General features: G+C 68.4%; 14 protein-coding genes. 8 read left to right on the forward strand and 6 right to left on the reverse strand.

The genetic code is table 11. The features are described from left to right. Window positions 1–26: 26 nt before the first annotated feature. The 5 genes from ASE63_RS26030 to ASE63_RS26050 form a co-directional block, all read right to left on the reverse strand. Window positions 27–980, reverse strand: coding sequence for a helix-turn-helix domain-containing protein (locus ASE63_RS26030; protein ID WP_056808543.1), 954 nt, complete (start codon window positions 978–980; stop codon window positions 27–29). Window positions 981–1,217: 237 nt separating this feature from the next. Further along, window positions 1,218–1,457 carry a hypothetical protein gene (locus tag ASE63_RS26035; RefSeq protein ID WP_056808545.1) on the reverse strand — a complete coding sequence of 80 codons (240 nt, stop codon included), beginning with the start codon at window positions 1,455–1,457 and terminating at the stop codon, window positions 1,218–1,220. A gap of 42 nt (window positions 1,458–1,499) precedes the next feature. Next, a complete protein-coding gene (locus ASE63_RS26040) occupies window positions 1,500–3,338 on the reverse strand; it encodes an SLC13 family permease (protein ID WP_056808547.1) in 1,839 nt (612 codons plus the stop codon). Between the two features lie 55 nt (window positions 3,339–3,393). Then, the gene (locus tag ASE63_RS26045; RefSeq protein WP_056808550.1) at window positions 3,394–4,605 is read right to left on the reverse strand and encodes a M20/M25/M40 family metallo-hydrolase; all 1,212 of its coding nucleotides are present in this window, start codon (window positions 4,603–4,605) and stop codon (window positions 3,394–3,396) included. Window positions 4,606–4,693: 88 nt separating this feature from the next. Further along, the gene (locus tag ASE63_RS26050; protein ID WP_056808553.1) at window positions 4,694–6,244 is read right to left on the reverse strand and encodes an AbgT family transporter; all 1,551 of its coding nucleotides are present in this window, start codon (window positions 6,242–6,244) and stop codon (window positions 4,694–4,696) included. Window positions 6,245–6,631: 387 nt separating this feature from the next. Between ASE63_RS26050 and ASE63_RS26055 the strand changes: the two genes are divergently transcribed. The 8 genes from ASE63_RS26055 (at window position 6,632) to ASE63_RS26090 (ending at window position 18,100) form a co-directional block, all read left to right on the forward strand. After that, the gene (locus tag ASE63_RS26055; RefSeq protein ID WP_244491617.1) at window positions 6,632–7,780 is read left to right on the forward strand and encodes an alpha/beta hydrolase; all 1,149 of its coding nucleotides are present in this window, start codon (window positions 6,632–6,634) and stop codon (window positions 7,778–7,780) included. A 149-nt stretch (window positions 7,781–7,929) separates the two neighbouring features. Beyond that, window positions 7,930–8,985 carry an AraC family transcriptional regulator gene (locus ASE63_RS26060; protein ID WP_162261836.1) on the forward strand — a complete coding sequence of 352 codons (1,056 nt, stop codon included), beginning with the start codon at window positions 7,930–7,932 and terminating at the stop codon, window positions 8,983–8,985. Window positions 8,986–9,211: 226 nt separating this feature from the next. Next, entirely contained in the window at window positions 9,212–10,321 is a 1,110-nt protein-coding gene (locus ASE63_RS26065; RefSeq protein ID WP_244491619.1) for an efflux RND transporter periplasmic adaptor subunit, read from the forward strand. Beyond that, complete coding sequence (locus ASE63_RS26070) at window positions 10,318–13,431, forward strand: efflux RND transporter permease subunit (protein WP_056808560.1); 3,114 nt, start codon at window positions 10,318–10,320, stop codon at window positions 13,429–13,431. Before ASE63_RS26065 ends, ASE63_RS26070 begins: the two co-directional genes overlap by 4 nt. After that, window positions 13,428–14,603: an efflux RND transporter periplasmic adaptor subunit gene (locus tag ASE63_RS26075; RefSeq protein WP_056808562.1), complete on the forward strand. Its 1,176-nt coding sequence runs from the start codon at window positions 13,428–13,430 to the stop codon at window positions 14,601–14,603. The genes ASE63_RS26070 and ASE63_RS26075 overlap by 4 nt, the downstream gene beginning before the upstream one ends. 84 nt (window positions 14,604–14,687) lie before the next feature. Further along, window positions 14,688–15,206: a DUF1269 domain-containing protein gene (locus tag ASE63_RS26080; protein ID WP_056808563.1), complete on the forward strand. Its 519-nt coding sequence runs from the start codon at window positions 14,688–14,690 to the stop codon at window positions 15,204–15,206. Continuing rightward, complete coding sequence (locus ASE63_RS26085) at window positions 15,203–16,942, forward strand: hypothetical protein (RefSeq protein WP_056808565.1); 1,740 nt, start codon at window positions 15,203–15,205, stop codon at window positions 16,940–16,942. Before ASE63_RS26080 ends, ASE63_RS26085 begins: the two co-directional genes overlap by 4 nt. 102 nt (window positions 16,943–17,044) lie before the next feature. Further along, entirely contained in the window at window positions 17,045–18,100 is a 1,056-nt protein-coding gene (locus ASE63_RS26090) for an AI-2E family transporter (RefSeq protein WP_056808567.1), read from the forward strand. 92 nt (window positions 18,101–18,192) lie between these two features. On the opposite strand, the gene ASE63_RS26095 is transcribed toward ASE63_RS26090, so the two are convergent. After that, the gene (locus ASE63_RS26095) at window positions 18,193–19,929 is read right to left on the reverse strand and encodes a metallophosphoesterase (RefSeq protein ID WP_056808569.1); all 1,737 of its coding nucleotides are present in this window, start codon (window positions 19,927–19,929) and stop codon (window positions 18,193–18,195) included. Window positions 19,930–19,973 lie beyond the last annotated feature (44 nt).

Below are 19,973 nucleotides of genomic sequence, written 5' to 3' on the forward strand. Positions count from 1 at the left end.
AATGACGATACGGGAGACAGCAGGCGCTAAAACCGCAGCAGGCACTCGCGTAGTGTCAAAGGCACAGCTGAACGCTGCTCCTTGGGCCTGACGCGAAGCGTCAGCCCTGCCGTGGCGGCTGCGCGGACATCGCGCGGATTCAGGTCGAACTCCTGCTTGAAGGCCCGGCTGAAGCTCGACGCATCCTCGAAGCACAAGGAATCGGCGATGGCGTTGATGCTGGTGCTGTTCGATGGATCGGACAGGTCCGCATAGCTCCGCAGCAGCCGCCGCTGGCGGATATAGCGGGCGACGCCGCCATCGTCATGAAAGAGGCGGTAGAGTTGCGTCCGCGACATGCCGATCTCGCGGCAGAGCAAGGTGGCGTCGAGGCCGGGCTCGCGCAGGTTCCGGTCGATGAACTGCCGCGCCTTCTCGCGGCGGGTCAGGTTGATCTGGCTGGTAGCGATGTCGAGACGATCGGAAGACGGCCCCGTGCAGGCCAGCACCATCGCCCGGACGGCATTGGTGAGGCGCGGCACATCCTCGGCTTCGAGATCGACGAAGCTGCGTTCGAGCAGCGCTATATAATCCCCGAGCAGCCGGCCGAGCGGCGTGTCGAGGGCTTGCGCCTGGGCCGCCTCCAGAATCGGGGCCAGTTCGCGGAAGCTGTCGCGCGGGAGGTAGAGCTGGAGCCGCTCGTCCTGCGAGCGCTGGCTGACGAGTTCGCGCCCCAGCGAGGCGATGAACGGCACGGAGGGCGGCACGTCGAGCGCAAGACCTTGCCCGACCGAACCCAGGGTCCGGCGCTGGCCGAGCGTGATGACCCAGTGATCGACCGGGTTCGAGCGCAGGAGCGTGCGGTCGCGGACCGCCGTCAAACCCGGCGCCTTGACACGGCTCAAGCCGAAATTGTCCAGCGTCCAGACGATGCTGCTGGCGGCGAAGCCGGCTTCGCGATCCGCCAGAGCGACATTGAAGACGCCCTCGAACCAGCCCATCCATGCATCGAACTGTTCCCTGATGGGAAGATCGCTCGTGGTGAACCGGACTGGAATCATGATGCTACTGCGCTGACGAGGTACCGCTAGGTAACACGTTGCGCGGTAAAGTTGATACTTTAGAGACAAGTTGTCACGAAACGGCACCGGGCCGCGAAGAGCGGCTCGATTTCGCCTCGATCAAGACCAATTTTGCGCGATTTGAGACTTCCGCACTGCGGCAGAGGTAAAAACCACTCAGCGGCGGCAGACCTGGACGCGACGGTGAACCCAACGGCCACGGTGGTCGCGAACGCGCCGCGTCTCCCACCAGCAGCGTCGCGGGCCGACATGGCGGCCATGGCGCCATTGCGCCGGCACGACACCGCTTTCAGCGCCGAGGCCGGAGGCCATGGCGGCCGGTGCGGCGACGGCACCTTCCGTCGACAGAACGGCCAGCAGCAGCCCGGCGCCGAGCGCGAAAGTGCGAACCAACATCTTTGCTTTTCCTTGGTTGAAACCGAGCCGATCAGCCCCCGCTCAGAACCGCCAGATCAGCGGCACGATGAAGACCGCCACCACGAAGAACCAGAGCAGCAGCGGCAGGCCGAGCTTCCAGTAATCCCCGAAGGCGTAGCCGCCCGGCCCCATCACCATCAGGTTGGTCGGGGTGGCGATCGGGGTGAGGAAGGCGGCGGCGGCGGCGACCGCCGTGCTCATCAGCACCGGACGCGGCGAGATACCCATGCTGGTGGCGGCCGCGACGCCGATCGGGATCACGATCAGGGCCGTCGCCGTATTGCTGATCAGCTGGCCAAGCACCGCGGTCAGCACGAAGAGGCCGGCGAGCAGCGCCATCGGCCCGGCATCGCCGACCATGTAGACGAGTCGCTCCGCCAGGAGCTTGGCCGCACCGGTCTCCACCATCGCGGTCGAGAGCGGCATCATCGCGCCGACGAGGATCACGGTGGTCCAGCTGATCGCCCGATAGGATTGCTCGACCGTCATGATGCCGCAGAGGATGACGGCACCGGCGGCAAGCAGACCCGCTACCGCCGGCGGGACGATGCCGGTGGCCAGCATCAGCACCATGGCGAACAGGATGATGACCGCCTGCTTCGCACCGGGGCCCATCGGCACCGCCTGGCGCCGGACGAGTTCGGGCGAGCTGACGACCAGCACGTCGGGGTCGTCGAGATGGGTATCGAGCGCTTTCCAGGTGCCCTGAAGCAGCATGGTGTCGCCCGCCTGCAGCACGATGCCACCAGCATCCTTGGTGGCGTTGGCGGCCGCGATCTCGTTTCCGGAGCGCTGGACGGCCAGCACGATAAGGTCGCCGCTCTCGGTGACCATGCCCGGGAATACGCTCTCACCGATCAGCCCGGAGCGCGGCGGGATCACCACCTCCGCCAGGCCGGAGCGGCGGTTGAACAGCGTCTCTTCGCCCTGCCCCGTGGCTGCGCTGTCATCGCGGAAGGCGAGATGCATCGCCGCCGCGAAATTCGCCGCCGCCTCCGCATCGCCGCGCAGCAGGATGTGGTCGCCCTCGGCGATGGTGGCGCGACGCAGGGGGCTCGCGCTCTCGCCGTCCTGTACGGCGACGAGCTGCAGCCCGGGATAGGCGGCGAGGTCCATCGCCGAGGCCGGCTGGCCGACGAGAGGACAGGTGGCGCGCACGCGCAGCTGATAGATGCCGCTGGCGAGGCCGTATTGCTCGACCAGCGTCTTGGCGTGCCGGCTGAAATCGGCCGGCATGGTCGCACCGTTGCGCTCCGGCAGGAGCTTCTGGCCGAACAGGATCATGATCGCCATCGAGCCGATGAGCAGCGGGATGCCGGCGAGCGCGAACTCGAAGAAGCCGAATGCGCCGGCGCCGGCATCTGCAGCCGCATCCGAGACGAGGACGTTCACGGGCGTGCCCGTCAACGCCAGCATCGAGCCGGCATGGGCGGCGAAGACGAGCGGCATCAGGAGCTGGGAGGAGTTGCGCCGCAGCCTCACCGCGATGACCACGACGACGGGCAGGAGCGCGGCGACGGCACCGTTGACGCTGATCAGGGCCGTCAGCAGGGCGACAAGGGCCATGGTCAGGAGCAGGAGCCGGGTGCGGCTCTCCTCGCCGGCCCCCTTGATCAGGAGCTGTCCGGCCCAGGCGGTGACGCCCGTCATCTCCAGTCCCGAGCTTATGATGAAGAGCGACGCGATGAAGATGACCGCCGGATCGCCCAGCCCGCCGAGCGCCTGCGGCAGGGTCAGCACGCCAGTCGCCCAAAGGGACAGCGCCGTGCCCATCGCCACCAGGACGACGGGCACCTTGTTCGTGACGAAAAGGACGACGGCGACGCCGATGATCAGGGCCGTGTAGGCGATTGGGCTCACTCTTTCAGCTCCTGTTGGGCTTTTGCGCCGCCATCGGCCTCCCGGGGGGCGGGCGTCAGTCCTCGAGCGTGGCCATCAGGATGCCGAGCCGGCACCCCTTCTCGTATTCGTCGAGCTTCACGAACTCCTTGATCGTATGGATCTCGGCCTGGCCGGCACCGATGGTGATCGTCGGGATGCCGGCCTTGTCGAGCCAGTTCGCGTCGAGCCCGCCATTGGAGAAGAGATAGCTCGGCTCGATGCCGAGCAGCCCCAGTGCCCTGGCGGCGCGCTTCACCACCGGCGAATCCTCGGCCAGCTTGAACGGCGGATAGGAGGCGGCACGCCGGAAGGTCACCTCCGCGGTCGCGCCCTCATGGTCCGTCACAGCCGCCTTGGCCTTGGCGAAGGCCGCCTCGTAGCCGTCGACGATCTTGGTGGCGAAGGAGAGTTCGGGGCTGCGCGCCTCGCCCTTGAGGAAGGCATAGTCGGTGACGACGTTGGTGGCGTCGCCTGCCGGCTTGCCGTCCTTGCCACCGAAGATGCCGATATTGCTGGTGCCGAATTCGTCGCCCTTGACGACCTTGCCGAACCAGCCGGCGGCCTTGGCCTCGGCCAGGCCGATGGCGCCGACCAGCGTCGCCGAGATGCCCTTCTCCGGCGCGACGCCGGCATGGGAGGCGAGGCCCTTGATCGAGACCTCCCAGTTCTCCTGGCCGACGGCGCCGACGATCAGCTCGGAAGCCAGTTGGCCATCGACATTGACGCACATCACCGGGCCGCCGAGCTCCTTCGGATCGAGCTCGCGGGCACCGTGCAGGCCGCTTTCCTCGCGCACCGTGAAGAGCAGCGTGATCGGCGGATGGGGCAGCTTGTTCTTGAGCAGCGTCTCGGCCAGCACGACGAGCAGGGCGACGCCGGTGCGGGCATCGCCGCCGAGCGCGGTCGTGCCGTCGGAAACGATGCAGTTGCCCTCGCGCTTCGGCTTGGCACCGGCGCAGAGCGGGACGGTGTCGAGATGGGTCGAGAACAGCAGGCGCGGGCCGGGCTTGGTGCCCGGCAGGTCGACGATCAGGTTGCCGGTCTGGGTCGGGAGCGGGATGCGCTTGTTGGCGTCGTCGAAGCGAATCGCCGAGGCCGGCACGCCGATCTTCTTGAGGGCCTCGCTGACGGCGGCTGCGATCGCGGCCTCCTCGCCGGTGACGCCCTCGACCGAGAGGAAGTTCATCAGGTGGTCGATCGCCGCCTCGACATCGAGGGGAACATTGGCTGTGCTCATGGCATCCATCCGAAACTGGGGCTTCGATACGAAGCGGGCTTGCATGCGAGGCCGGGACGCCCTGAGACAGGCTGCCCCGCCCTCCTCGATTACGGCCTCACAGCCCCCAGGGCAGGCCGAGAACCTTCCAGAGCGCGAAGAGCGCAGTCCACAGCACGAACATCCACACGACATAGGGCAGCATCAGCGAGACGATGGTGCCGACGCCGGCATTGCGGTCGTATTTCTGGGCGAAGCCGACGACGAGGGCGAAATAGGCGTTGAGCGGGGTGATCGCGTTCATCGGAGAATCGCCGACGCGATAGGCCGCCAGCACGGCTTCCGGCTCGACGCCGAGCTTCATCAGCAGGGGCACGAAGACCGGGGCGAAGATCGCCCATTTCGCGATGGCGCCGGTCAGCAGCAGATCGATGATGGCGACGACGACGATGAAGCCGAGCAGCAGCGGCAGGGCGCCGATATTAGCCGCCTGCAGTGCACCCGAAAGGCTGAGCGCCATCACGGTGCCGATGTTGGTGTAGGTGAAATAGGCGACGAACTGGCTGAGCACGAAGAACAGGAAGATCGTGCCGCCCATGCTCTTGATCGACTTCTCGATCGCCGCGATCACCTCGGTCAGGGTGCGCATGGTGCCCGCGCCGATGCCGTAGCACCAGCCGCTGACGAGGAACATCAGCATGATCAGGGCGATCAGCCCGTTCATGAAGGGCGAGTTGCCGATCAGCTCGCCGGTCGCCGGATTGCGCAAGGGCGCCCAGGACGGCAGCGTCAGCACGCAGAACACGGCCGCCAGAGCGAGCAGCCCGAAGCCGGCATAGCGCAACCCGCGCGTTTCCGTCTCCGACAGGATCGCACCCTGCTCGGTCGTGGTGCCTTCGGCCGCTTTCGACGGGTCGTAGGCGCCCAGGCGAGGGGCAATCATCCTGTCTGTGATGAATGCGACGACGACGGTGAGGAAGATCACCGAGGCGATCGAGAACCAGAGATTGGAGGCAAGGCCGATCGTCCGGTTGGGATCGACCAGACGCGCGGCATCGTTGGTGAACTCGACCAGCACCGCATCGAGCGGCTTGATCAGCATGTTGACGGTGAAGGCGCCGGCCACCGCCGCGAAACCGAGCGCCAGGCCCGCCAGCGGGTTCCGGCCGACCGCGAGATAGGCGATGCCGGCGAGCGGGATCAGCACGAGATAGCCCGCATCGGCGGCGATCGACGCCAGGATGCCGACGAAGGCGAGGATGTAGGTCAGCGCCCATTTCGGCGAAACGATCACCAGCTTGCGGATCAGCGCGGTGACGAGCCCGGATTCCTCGGCGACGCCGGCGCCGATCATCGCGACGATCATCAGCCCGACCGCGGTGAAGCTCATGAAGTTCGGGATCAGCGACGAATAGATGAAGCGGATGCCCTCGATATTGAGCAGGCTGCGGATCTCGGTCGTCGCCGTCTCGATCTGATGGGTCTCGGCATTGATGCGCTCGAAGGAGACCCGCGCGCCGAACAGGCTGAGGATGGCCGAGAGCACGATCACGATGCCGATCAGGATCAGGAAGATCACGACCGGGTGCGGCACCATGTTGCCGACCTTCTCGACGCCGTCGAGAAAGCGCTGCATCGTGGTCTTGGGTGCGGTGCTTGCGGTAGCCATATCGGCCTCCCTCCGGCCAGGGCGAGGCCCGGCGCATACGATCGTGCCACCGCGCGGAGAGCGCAGCGGGGACGTCCCGCAGAACTTAAATGCCTGCGCCGCGAGGGCATCTGCACAGAATCCCAAAGCTTGGGCAGGCTGTCCCAAACTCGGCAAAAATGCGGCAGCACGGGCGCCGCGCCGACCGCATGACCGCAATGCGGCATGCCAAGGCGTCTCGCCTTGCTGCGGGAGCAGCGCTTCACTATCCTCCCCTCGTCGGAGGGGGGCTCCGATCTGACCGTCCCGGTTGGGACTCGGAGCAATGCTGATGCGTGCCTACGGATCTCTGCGGGTCCGCCGTGACGGCGGGCGCCGGCTGGCCGCTCTATTTTACCGGCCCCATCGATGACGCGGCATGCGCGGGCAGCGGCGCGCATCGTCCTGGCGATGGCTGCGGCGCTCGCTCTGTCGGCCTGCGCCTCGGTGCCCCGCGGTCTCCTGCAGCCCGTCGCAGCCGTTCCGGGCACAGACAAGATCGACATGCTGACCGCGACGACGCGCGCCTCTTCCGACGAGCCGGGCGTGCTCTATGACGGCCGGCGAGGCCGCGGCATGTCCTTCACCAACATCGTCGTGTCGATCCCGCGGGATCGTGAGCCCGGCACGATCCAGCTGCCGCGGACCGTCCCCGGCGACCCGGCACGGGATTTCGTCGTGACCTCCGCGACCTCGCTGCGGCGGGGCGAGCTGCCGCAATGGTTCGCCTCGGCCGGCGGGCGCAAGCGCCGGGCCTTCGTCTTCGTCCACGGCTTCAACACGCCGTTCGACCGCGCGGTCTTTCGCTTCGCCCAACTCACCCATGATTCCGATGCGGACGCAGCGCCGGTGCTGTTCTCCTGGCCGTCGAGGGGAAACCTGCTCGACTACCGGCTCGACCTCGACAACGCGTCCTATTCGCGCTCGGACCTTGCGGACCTGCTGGCGATGGCGGCACGAAGCCCTGCGGTCGGCGAGGTCGTCATCCTCGCCCATTCGATGGGCGCGTGGCTCGCGGTCGAGGCGCTGAAGCAGCTCGCCCTCAAGGAAGGCGGCGTACCGAAAAAGATCAACAACCTGATCCTCGCCTCACCCGATCTCGACATCGGCGTCTTCCGGCGCCAGGTCGAGGATATGGGACCGCGCCGCCCTCGCATCACGATCTTCGCCTCGCAGACCGACCGGGCGCTGCAGCTCTCGCAGTTCCTGGCGCGCGGCGCGACGCGGCTGGGCGCAATCGACCTCTCGCGCGAGGAGTACCAGGCCGAGTTCGGCGGCCTCAGCGGCGTCACCGTGATCGACATGAGCGCGATCCAGGCCGGCGACCGCATCAATCACGACACCTTCGCTTCCAGCCCCGAGATCGTCCGCCTCATCGGCGGCAGGCTCGTCGACGGGCAGGTCATAACCGATTCCGACGTCACAGGGGCAGGCACCGCGGTGGAGACGATCGGCTCGGCGGCAGGCCTGCTCATCACGGCGCCGATCCGGGTCTTCGACGCGGCCGCTACGCGATAGCAACTCCAAGATCCGAGAAGGAGAACAGCAGGCAAGAACAGCGGCAAGCGAGAGGCCTGAACAGAAGAGGCGATGCCGCGACGAAGCCAGCGAAAGCCACAACAGAGATCAGCAGCGGTCTTCGTCTTGTATCGAGTATGGAGGTCATCATGTCACTGCGCGTGAGCATCCGATCGAAGCCATCATCGAAAGCTGTCCATGACCGCCTGGCCAGCGCCGACAGCGACATATCCTGGGAGCAGATCGACGCCTGGACGGGCACCGGCTCCGCCACGATCGCCGTCTGGCCCGAACTCGACGCCAAACCGGTCTCCGCGCCGGAGCCGGCGATCTGGCACTTCGGCGACCTCGTAATGACAAGCCTGAGGCAATCCTTCCCATCACCTCCGCATTGGCCGCCGCACCTGCCGGATCATGGCTGCGTCGTCCTGCTGAGCAGCCGGCACCCGGCGCGCACGGCGGCATCGGTTCTCATCATGTCGCCGCATGCCGGGCTCGACCCGGCAACCCTGCCCTGGCCGGCCGGCCATTCGGGGCTGGATTGCGACGTGCTGACCCTGTTCATGCCGATTACTGCTTGCGATGGCGCGGCGCCCGCCGCGGCCGCGTCGCATCTCGACTCCAGCGCCGGCCACGGGGCGCTGCTTGCCGGCTTCATGCGGCAGCTTGCCGGGCATCTCGGGCAGATCCCGGAACACCGCAGAGGAATGCTGGCGGACGCGACGCACCAGCTGGTGATGGCCTGCATGGGCGAGCCGGCGCCACGCCCGGCCCCGCTGTCGCACCGCCCGAAGGCCGGCATGGTCGAACGCATGCGCGCCGTCGTCCAGCAGAACATGGGCTCGCCCGAATTCGGCCCGCAGCAGCTGGCCCGGCTGCTGGCGATGTCGCGCTCAAAGCTCTACCGCCTGCTCGACGGCGACGGCGGCGTCGCCCGTTTCATCAACAGCGAAAGGCTCTCACAGGCCGCGCGCGACCTGGCGACCGCGGATGAGGCGGTCTCGGTCCAGGCCATCGCCAGCAGGGCCGGCTTCCGCGATCACTCCACCTTCAGCCGGGCGTTTCGCCGGGCCTTCGGGTGCAGCCCGTCGCAGGCCCGCGAACAGGCGCTCCTCGCCCTGCCGGACCCCATCCCGCTGCCTGGGGCGGAGCGGGCAGTACAAGCCGCTGCGCAGTCCTGTGGAGGGGCGCCGCCCGCACGATAGGAGACCGCGCAACCGCGCCGGAGAATGGGATGAGCAGCCCAGATTTGGGATTCTGAGCTGATCCGGCCCGGAGGGAGTGTTGCTAGCCTTCCACGAGCCGCCTGAAAGATCGGTGCGATGACGCATGTCCGGCGCTTCGGGACCGGTATCTGTGGCGGCGACAGGACATCGCGATGCGGGCGAAGGATTCATGCGGAAGCCGAGATGCGACCGGGACAGGCGCGGCGTGAGCAGCATTGGCTCCCCCTTGGCGGTGCGCACTCGCCTGGCCAGTTGCCTCGCCGTCGCGGCGCTGGCCCTCGCCGGCTGCCAGCCCGAGGCCGACAAGGCGCCACCGGCGCCGGTCAGGATGGTCCGGACCATCGCGATCGAGCCGCCGCGGCAAAGCAGCGACCTCAGCTTCACCGGCCATATCGAGGCACAGGATCAGGCCTCCCTGTCCTTCCGGATCGGCGGTCGCCTGGCCGAGCGGCTGGTCGGCGTCGGCTCGACCGTCGCGGAAAATGAGGTCGTCGCCCGGCTCGATCCGGAGAACGAGCTCAACGATCTGCGCGCAGCGCGGGCGGCCCTGACCGCGGCCGAAGGCGCGCTGCGCAAGGCGGAGAACCAGTATCAGCGCCAGAGCCAGCTGCGGACCCGCAACGTCACGAGCCAGGCCGATTTCGAGGCCGCCGAACAGGGCCGCGTCGCGGCGCGGGCGCAGGCGGAAGCCGCGCAGGCGCGGGTCAGGACCGCCGAGGACATCGTCGCCTTCACCACGCTCAAGGCCGATGCGCCGGGCATCGTCACCAGCGTCGGCGCCGAGCCGGCAGAGGTCGTCCCGGCCGGGCGCATGATCGTCCAGCTCGCCCGCCGGGATGGGCGCGACGCCGTCTTCGAGCTGCCGGCCGAGGCGATCCGCGCCATCCCGGCCGACACGAATGTCTATGTGGCACTCACCGGCGATCCGGCGACCACGGTCCGCGGGCATGTGCGCGAGGTCGCGCCGCAGGCCGATCCCGTCACGCGAACCTTCCGGGTGCGGGTCGGCCTGATCGATCCGCCGGCCTCCTTCAGACTCGGCACTGCTGTGTCCGGCAGCATCCGAGGCGGCGAAGTATCAGGCATCGCGATCCCCGCGACCGCCCTGACCGAGCGCGGGCAGGACACGAGCGTCTGGATCGTCGATCCAAACGCGCTGACGGTCTCACTGCGCAAGCTCGATCTCATCTCGCGCGATCCGGCGACGGCGCTTGTCGGCAAGGGGTTGGCGCTCGGCGACATCGTCGTCACCGCCGGCGCCAATCTCCTGCAGGAAGGGCAGCGCGTGCGCCTGTCCGGAGCCGAGGCACGATGAGTTTCAACCTCTCCGAATGGGCCCTGAAGAACCGCTCGGTCGTGATCTACCTCATGATCGTGGCGGTCGCGGCCGGCATCTTCGCCTTCGTCAAGCTCGGCCGCAACGAGGATCCCTCCTTCGTCATCAAGTCGATGGTGGTCGCGGCCGCCTGGCCGGGCGCGACGATGGAGGACACGCTCAGCCAGGTCACCGAGCGGCTGGAACGCCAGATCGAGGAGACGCCGGGGCTCGACTTCGTGCGCAGCTTCACCAGGCCGGGCATGACGACGATCTTCGTCAACCTGAAGCAGTCCGTTCCCGGCCGCGACGTGCAGGAGACCTGGTTCAAGGTCCGCAACCTCGTCGCTGACATCCGCCATACGCTGCCCGCCGGCACGCAGGGCCCGTTCTTCAACGACCGCTTCGGCGACACCTTCGGCATCATCTACGGCTTCACCGCGGACGGCTTCACCGGCCGCGAGCTGCGCGACCATGTCGAGGCGGCCCGTTCGCGGCTGCTGCTGGTGCCGGACGTCTCCAAGATCGAGATCATCGGCGCGCAGGACGAGCGCATCTTCATCGAGTTCTCGGTGCGCGAGCTCGCCAATCTCGGCATCGACCGCACGGCGCTGCTCGCGGCGCTGCAGAGCCAGAACGTCGTGCGCCCGGCCGGGACCGTCCAGACCCGGGACGAGACGTTCTCGCTGCGCGTCTCCGGCGCCTTCCAGTCGGAAGCCGACCTGCTCGCGGTGAATTTCCCGGTCGGCGACCGCATGGTGCGGCTCGCCGACATCGCGACCGTCCGGCGCGGCTTCGCCGATCCGCCGCAACCGATGTTCCGCGTCAACGGGCAGGAGGCGATCGGGCTGGGCATCGCCATGCGCGACGGCGGCGACATCCTGGCGCTCGGACGCAACCTCAAGACGGCGATGGCCGGGATCACGGCCGACCTGCCCATCGGCATCGAGTCGCGGCTGGTCGCGGACCAGTCCGTCACAGTCGACGAGGCAATCGACGACTTCATGACCTCGCTCTGGCAGGCGGTGGCGATCATCCTGGTCGTCAGCTTCATCAGCCTCGGCGTGCGTCCGGGCCTGGTGGTCGCGCTCGCGATCCCGCTGACGCTCGCCGTCGTCTTCGCCGTCATGAACGTCGTCAACATCGACATGCAGCGCATCTCGCTGGGCGCGCTCATCATCGCGCTGGCGCTGCTCGTCGACGACGCGATGACCACGACGGATGCGATGGTGACGCGGCTCGCGGCCGGCGACGCGAAGGAGAAGGCGGCGACCTTTGCCTTCGACAAATATGCGGTGGCGATGTTCGCCGGCACGCTGGTCACGATCGCCGGCTTCGTGCCGATCGGCTTCGCGGCGAGCTCGGCCGGCGAATACACCTTCTCGCTCTTCGCCGTGGTGAGCATCGCGCTCGTCGTCTCGTGGTTCGTGGCCGTGCTCTTCGCGCCCGTGCTGGGCATGGCGCTGCTGAAGGCGCCCGAACCCTCGGCCAAGGCCTCGCAGCCGAGCCGCGTCGAGACGGGCTTCCGGCGGATGCTCTCGGGCGCGATCAGGCTGCGCTGGATCACCATCGCGGTCACGCTCGGGCTGTTCGCGGCCTCACTGCTGGCCTTGCCGCTGGTGCCGCGGCAGTTCTTCCCGGCCTCGGACCGGGCCGAGCTGCTCGTCGACATGACGCTGCCGCAGAACGCCTCGATCTATGCCAGCGAGGCGCTGGTGAAACGCTTCGACGCGGCGCTGAAGGACGACCCCGACGTCGCGCGCTGGAGCACCTATGTCGGGCGCGGCGCGATCCGCTTCTACCTGCCGCTGAACGCGCAGCTGCCGAACGACTTCTTCAACCAGGCCGTGATCGTCGCCAAGGACGTGGCGGCCCGCGACCGGCTGCAGAAGAAGCTCGAACAGCGCCTCGCCACCGAGTTCCCCAACCTGATCGCGCGTGTCTATCCGCTCGAGCTCGGCCCGCCGGTGGGCTGGCCGGTGCAGTATCGCGTCACCGGGCCGGACATCGCCGAAGTCCGCAGCATCGCGATGAAGCTGGCCCAGGTCGTCGCGGCGAACCAGCACACCGACCAGATCAATTTCGACTGGATCGAGCCCGCGCGCGAGTTGCGGCTGCGCGTCGACCAAGACGAGGCGCGCCGGCTGGGCCTGAGCTCGCAAGCGCTTGCCGGCATCGTCAACACGGTCGTCTCGGGCACGGTCGTGACGCAGATGCGCGACGACATCTATCTCGTCGACGTCGTCGTGCGCGCCCAGGGAGCGGACCGCATCTCACTCGATACGCTGCGCACGATGCAGGTCGCCCTGCCGGGTGGGCGCTCGGTGCCGCTCTCGCAGTTCGTCACCTTCAGCTACGATCTCGACACGCCGCTGATCTGGCGCCGCGACCGGGTGCCGACGCTCACCGTCGCGGCCGATGTGAAGCCCGAAGTCCTGCCGGAGACCGTGGTGAGCGCGCTGGCGCCCGCCATCGAGGAGTTGCGCAAGACCCTGCCGCCGAGCTACGGCATCGCCACTGGCGGCACGGTCGAGGAGAGCGCCAATTCGCAAGCCTCGGTCATCGCCGTCGTGCCGGTGATGCTGCTTTTGATGTTCACCGTGCTGATGGCGGAGCTGCGCAGCTTCAAGCTGCTCGCGATCGTGCTCAGCATCGCGCCTCTCGGCATGATCGGCGTCGTCGGGGCGCTCCTGCTCTCGGGCAAGCCGCTCGGCTTCGTCGCCCTGCTCGGCGTGCTGGCGCTGATCGGTATCATCACCAAGAACGCGGTGATCCTTGTCGGCCAGATCGAATCGGAGCGGACCGCCGGCAAGAGCGTCACCGATGCGGCGCTGGACGCGGCCTCGACCCGCTTCCGGCCGATCATGCTGACCGCCGTCTCGACCGTGCTCGGCATGATCCCGATTGCGCCGACCGTGTTCTGGGGGCCGATGGCCTTCGCGATCATGGGCGGCCTGCTGGTCGCCACCGTGCTGACCCTGATCCTGCTGCCGGTGCTCTACGTCACGGTGTTCGGCGGGGCATCGCCCGCCACGGGCCAGGCCAAGGCCCAGGACAAGGCGACAGCCAGGGGCAAGGCCCCTCGAACCGCGGGAGTGGCTGCACGATGACCTTCCGCACCGCCTTAGACCCGGCCGGCCTCCTGCTTGCGATCGCCCGTCCGTCGCTCGGCCGCCCGCTACTCGGCCTCGCCCTGCTGCTGGGCCTCGCGGCCTGCGACCGCGCCGAGGAAACCGCTCCCACGGCTGGCCGCCCCGTGCAGGTGGTCCAGGTCGAGGCGAGCAAGCTCGCCAGCGCCATCGAGCTCAGCGGCGAGATCCAGGCCGAGAAGACGGTCGCGCTCGGCTTCCGCATCGCAGGACGCATCGCCGAACGGCCGATCAATGTGGGCGACCGTGTCGCGGCCGGCCAGATCATCGCCCGGCTCGACCCGACGATCGAGCGCAATGCCGTGACCGCGGCCCGCGCCGCGCTCGAGGCCGCGCGGGGCGAAGTCGTCACCGCACGCAACGGCTTCGAGCGCCAGGAGCGGCTGATGGGCCAGGGCTTCACCACCCGCCCGCGCTTCGACCAGGCGCTGAAGGCTCAGGAGACGGCGCAGGCCGCGCTCGAGAATGCCGAGGCACAGCTCGAACTGGCGCAGGACCGACTGCGCTTCACCGAGCTGCGCTCCGAGGTGGCAGGCGTGGTAACGGCGCGCAGCGCCGAGCCCGGCGAGGTCGTCCAGCCGGGGCAGAACATCGTCCAGGTCGCCCGCGAGGACGGCCGCGACGCCGTGTTCAACGTGCCGGCGCAGCTCCTCGAGAGCAAGGCCGGCGAGCAGATCGTCCGGGTGCGCCTCGCCGAGGCCCCGGGCGTCAGCGCCTTGGGGCGGATCCGCGAGGTCGCGCCGCAGGCCGACCCGGTGACGCGGACCTTCCAGGTCAGGGTGGGGCTGCAAGACCCGCCCGAGGCGATGCAGCTCGGCGCGACGGTGGTAGGCGCGATCGAGACCAGCTCCGCCGTGATCATGTCGATCCCGGCCATGGCTCTGACCCAGTCAGGCGTTTCGCCCGCCGTCTGGATCGTCGACCCGGCGAACTCGACGGTCAGCCTCCGCCCCATCGACATCCTCCGCTTCGATCCGGACCACGTCATCGTCTCGCAGGGCCTGATGCCCGGCGAGACGATCGTCGCGGCAGGGGTCCAGGCGCTCCATCCCGGCCAGCGCGTGGCGCCGCTCCCGCCGCCAGCGGGTACCGGGCGCAGCGCTGCCGCATCTGCGGTCAAGGCGCCGGGCTGAGCGCCCGGGGATCAGCCGGCCCGGCCCTGCCGGGACGATTTGCGTTTCACCAGACGACAGACAGCCAACCGGAGGACACCGAAGATGAGCGATCTGGTCTTCATCTCATTCCCGACCGAGCAGCAGGCCGAGGAGGTCCGCAACAAGGTGCTTTCGCTGCAGCGCGAATATCTGATCGAGCTCGGCGATGCGGTCGTCGTCGTCAAGAACGAGGCCGGCCACATCAAGCTGAACCAACTGATGAACCTCACCACGACGGGCGCCGCGTCGGGTGCTCTCTGGGGCACGCTGATCGGCTTCATCTTCATGGCGCCGCTGCTGGGCACCGCGCTCGGCGCGGCCTCGGGCGCGCTTGGTGGCCGGCTGAGCGATGTCGGGATCAACGACAAGTTCATGACGGATGCCGCCGCCGCGCTGAAACCGAATACGGCAGGGTTGTTCCTGCTCATTCGCAAGATGACCACCGACAAGGTGCTGGCCGACCTGCGCGGGAGCGGCGGCACGCTGATCAGCACCTCCTTCGATGAAACGAAAGAGGCGGCCCTGCGCGAGGCCCTGGCGGCAGCGGCGCCCAGCGAAACGGCGGCCCCGGCCGCCACATGACCGTCGGCGTCGCGGGCGGCCCTCTCGCCGAGCGGGCGCAATGGGCGCTCGCGACGGCAAGGCTCGACGACTTCCAGCCGCTCCTGCCGGCGGAGGAAGAGGTCGTCGCACGGCTGCTCAGCGGCAATTACGATCGTCTCGGGGACGGTTCCCGGCCGCAGTCGCCGGACCCCGCTCGCGTCATCCGGGCCTCATTCCTGCGCTTCCTGATGCTTGGCGGGCAGGAGGGATGCCGCCCGCATGAGAAGGGCATCCGCATCACCGGCGCCTGGATCAGCGAGGTGCTCGACCTCGAGGCCTGCGTCGTCTTCCGCGACATCGGACTGATCGACTGCCATTTCGAGTCGACGCCGATCCTGCGGGCCGCGATCATCAACCGGCTCTTCCTCGACGGCTCGTCGCTGCCGGGCCTGCAGGCCGAGCGGCTGGAAGCGCGCGGCGGCGTCTATCTGCGCGGCGCCGAGGTGCAGGGCGAGGTCAATATCAGCCAGGCCCGACTCGGCGGCAATCTCGAATGCGACGGCGCGACGATCCGCACGTCACGTGGCTATGCGCTCGATGCCCGCGCAACCGAGCTGCGCAATCTGCTGCTGCGCGGCGCCACGCTGCGCGGCGGCGTCACGGTCGCCGGCGCCCGGATGGCGGCCGATCTCGACTGTGCGGGTGCCGTCATCGAGGCGGCGGAAAGCGCCGCCATCGACGCCGCCGAGGCCGAGCATGGCGGCAGCGTGGTGTTGCGCCAGGCGCGGATATCCGGCGAGGTCAAGCTCGTGGCCGCGGTAATCGGCGGTGATCTCGATTGCAGCGGCACGGTCGTCGAGCATCCCGGCATGATGGCGCTCGACATCAGCCGCACCGCCGTCACGGGCGCCTTCTTCATGCGCGGCGGCGCCAAAATCTCCGGCGCGCTGGCGCTGACGGGCGCTTCGATCGGGACGATCCATGACGAGGCGGCGAGCTGGCCGGCTCACGGCGACCTCCTGCTCAACCGCTGCCGCTACGGCGCCTTCATCGCCGCGCCGGTTGATGCGGCAAGCCGGCTCGACTGGCTCTCCCGCCAGGCGCCGGAGCGCTGGGGCGAGGATTTCTGGCCCCAGCCCTATGAGCAGCTCGCCTCCGTCTTCCGGGAGATGGGCCATAGCGAGGACGCGCGTAGCGTCCTGATCGTCAAGGAGAAGCTGCAGCGCCGCGCGCGCCGGGCCCGCGCCCGCAACCCGCTCTGGCGGGCCATGCTGAGGGTGAACGACAATTTCCTCGCCGTGACGGTCGTCTACGGGCGCCAGCCGCTGCTGGCCTTCCTCTGGCTCATCCTGTTCTGGGTGATCGGCGTCGGCGTCTTCGGCGTGGCCGAGGCGGGCGGCGCCTTCAAGCCGAACAGCGCCGTCGTGCTGCGCTCGCCGGAATGGACGCTCTGTGCCGTTCCAGCCTCCGAGCAGCGGCCCTTCGGCGCGCCACCTGTGGCGATGAGCGGGCGCGCCGCCCCCGGGCAGACGCAGCTCGCCTGCTACCGCGAGCAGGCGGAAGCTTCGAGCTACCCTGTGTTCAACCCGCTGTTCTACTCGCTCGACACGCTGCTGCCCGTCCTCGATCTCGGCCAGAAATCCTTCTGGCGTCCCCACCCGATCAACCGCTCCGGGGTGGTCGCGATCAATTATTTCTATTTCCAGGCCATCGTCGGCTGGGCGCTCAGCCTGCTCGCCGTCGCGGGCTTCTCGGGGCTGGTGAAATCCCCATGAGCGGGCAGCAAGGCCGGGCCACCATTCCTGGAACACGCACCCGGCCGGATTGCGCTTGGCCGCATCCCGTCGCATGAACCGACAGAACCGGCAGGGGTGCAGATGACGAGCGGCAAGATCCATCAAGGCGCGCAGGTTCTGATCGCGCTCATCCTGGTCGTCGCCGCGCTGTCGGTGGCGAGTTCCGTCTTCGCGCCGGTCGCCTTCGCGCTGTTCATCATCGCGCTGGTCTGGCCGCTGCAGCGCAGCCTCCAGGATTTCCTGCCGCGCATGCTGGCGCTGGCGATCAGCATCGTCGTCATGGTGCTGGCCTTCTTCGCCTTCGGTTCGCTGATCGTCTGGGCCTTCGGCCGCGTCGGCCGCTGGATCGTCAGCGATGCGGCGCGCTTCCAGTCCTTCTACGACCAGGCCACGGTCTGGCTCGAAGGCCACGGCATCGCGGTGACCGGGCTGTGGGCGGAGAATTTCAACGTCGCCTGGATGCTGCGCACGGCGCAGACGGTGACGGGTCGGCTCAACACGACGATGAGCTTCTGGCTCGTCGTTCTGGTTTACGTCATCCTCGGCCTGCTCGAGGTCGAGGATTTCGCCCGCAAGCTGAAGACCATGCGCAACCGCGTCGTCGGCGACGTGCTGCTGCGCGGCAGCGCACAGACCGCGGCGAAGCTCTACCGCTACATGCTGGTGCGCACGGCGATGAGCGTCGTCACCGGCCTCCTGGTCTGGGGCTTCGCGAAGTTCGTCGGGCTGCCGCTCGCCGCCGAATGGGGCTTCATCGCCTTCTCGCTGAACTATATCCCCTTCCTCGGGCCGCTGGTCGCGACCGTGTTCCCGACGCTGTTCGCGATGACGCAGTTCGGCTCGTGGCAGGCCGTGGTCGCGGTCTTCGCCTGCCTGAACCTGATCCAGTTCATCGTCGGCAGCTATGTCGAGCCGCGCGTGTCCGGCAGCGCGCTGTCGATGTCGCCGGCACTCGTCCTGTTCTCGGTGTTCTTCTGGAGCTACCTCTGGGGCATCTTCGGCGCCTTCATCGGCGTGCCGATCACCATCGCGCTGCTGACCTTCTGCAGCCAGCACCCGGCGAGCCTCTGGGTGGCGGACCTGTTCGGCTCGCCCTCACGCAAGCCGGTTCCGGCGAACGATGTCGTCAAGGCTTGAGAAAGTTCGCTCGCAGCGCAACCGGGAAGAAGACAACCGAAGCACCTTGCCCGTCATTGCGAGCGCAGCGAAGCAATGACGATCGGCCAGCCTCAAGACCCTGTCTCGGGAGGCGCAACCTCGACCCGTTCCGGCGCGAGCAGAGCAAGCCCGCCATCGGGGGCCGCCCCGAGGCGGTGGATGTAGAAGGCCGTCGGCTCGTCATCCGTCGCCTCCATCACCGGTGACGGCGCCGAGACGATGCGCAGCCGGCCGCAGCGGCCGATCCAGTCGATATGGCGGTGGCCGTGCAGCGCAACGAGCCGGTGCGCCTGCGGCTTGAGCAGGCGCACGAAGCGGCTGCCATTGATCAGCGCCGTGCCGATCCGCTCGGAGAAGGCCTTGGCCTGCTGCGGATATTCGACCGGATGATGATGCAGCGCGACGATCCAGCGCGCCCGCGGATACTGCCCGAGCGCGACCAGCATCGCCTGCATGTCCTCCTCGGCGACGAGGCCGAGCGCGTTGGTGAAGGAAAAATGCGTCTCGGCATTCGAGTTCAGCAGCAGTATGCCGAGACCGTCCGGCTCGTCCGGCGGCAGCACCAGCGGGAAGATCTCCTGCCAGAGGGCCGACAGCCCGAAGGACAGGCGCAGGCTGCCGGCATCGGCGAAGGCAGCGATGGCCGGGCGCTCGGTTTCAAGCCGCTCGGACAAGCTGCGGCCGACCTTGCCCTCCACCTTGTCCATGACATGCACGCGCCCGCCTTGCAGCGTCTCCATCGCCGAGAGCGTCCGCATCTGCCGCAGCCGCTTGCCCGGGCTCGTCGGGAGTTCGAGACGGGCTGGATTGGCGCGGTCGACGATGTTGACGTCGTGGTTGCCCGGCAGGATCAGCGTGCGCGCGGCGAGCTCGGGATGGCTCGCCAGCGCGTCGAGGAACTCGGCCCACTCGGCCGAGCGGCCGGCATCCGTCATGTCGCCCGTGATCAGCACCGCATCGAGCGGCGCTTCGGCATGGATGGCCGCCAGCCTTTCGAGCACGAGGTACAGTCGATCGTTGCCGCGCGGACCGGCACGGCCGCTCTCGATGCGGAAGCCGTAGCGCTCGCCGACGACATGGATGTCGGAGAGATGTGCGACCCGCCATTGCCGTCCGGCGGACGCGGTTTCGTCGAAGCCGGAGAGATCGCGCGGCTGGGCCATCAACGCGTCGACGATGCCCCAGGCCAGTGAGGCGATGGCGAGATAGGCGCTCATCACGCAAGCCGTGTTGGCAAGCGCAGGCACGACGAGGCGGAGGGGCTGCGCGAGATCGGCGAACTCGCCGACCCAGCGCGTCGCAGGCCAGATCGCGACCGCGAAGCCGCCGGCGACGACTACGGCGCCCAGCCCCGCAGCCAGCGCCGTCAGCGCCCGCAGCCGGGCCCGGCTGCCCTCGCTCGCGCCGACGGGCAGGAAGCGCTCGGCGAAATGGCGCATGCCTTCGCGGACGAGCACATATCCTGGCTGGACGGCGAGCGAATTCAGCGCCCAGAAGCTGCGCTCGACGGCCCGGAACAGCGGCCGGAAGCCGAACCAGCCGAGCGCCGCAATGCCGGCGAGGACAAGGAGCGGCCCGAGCCCCGCCAGCGCCGTGATGCGGGTGGAGACGGTCCCGAGCCAGGCCGTGGCGAGGAGCGGTGCGACACCGAGCAGGACGCCGGGAAGCAGGGCCAGGATGACCCATGCCAGGACGAGCTTCGGCAGGTTGATCTCGCCCAGCAGCGTGCCCGCGATGGCGATCAGCGAATGCTGCTTCGTGCTGCTGGCGTCGTCCTCGGCGTCGCCGTCGCGTGGTTCGATCAGCATCGTCTCATCATGGTCCCGAGGTCGTCATGGCGGGCGGCCGGCCA

The sequence above is a fragment of the Allobosea sp. Root381 genome (genome assembly GCF_001429395.1).
Taxonomy (GTDB): domain Bacteria; phylum Pseudomonadota; class Alphaproteobacteria; order Rhizobiales; family Beijerinckiaceae; genus Allobosea.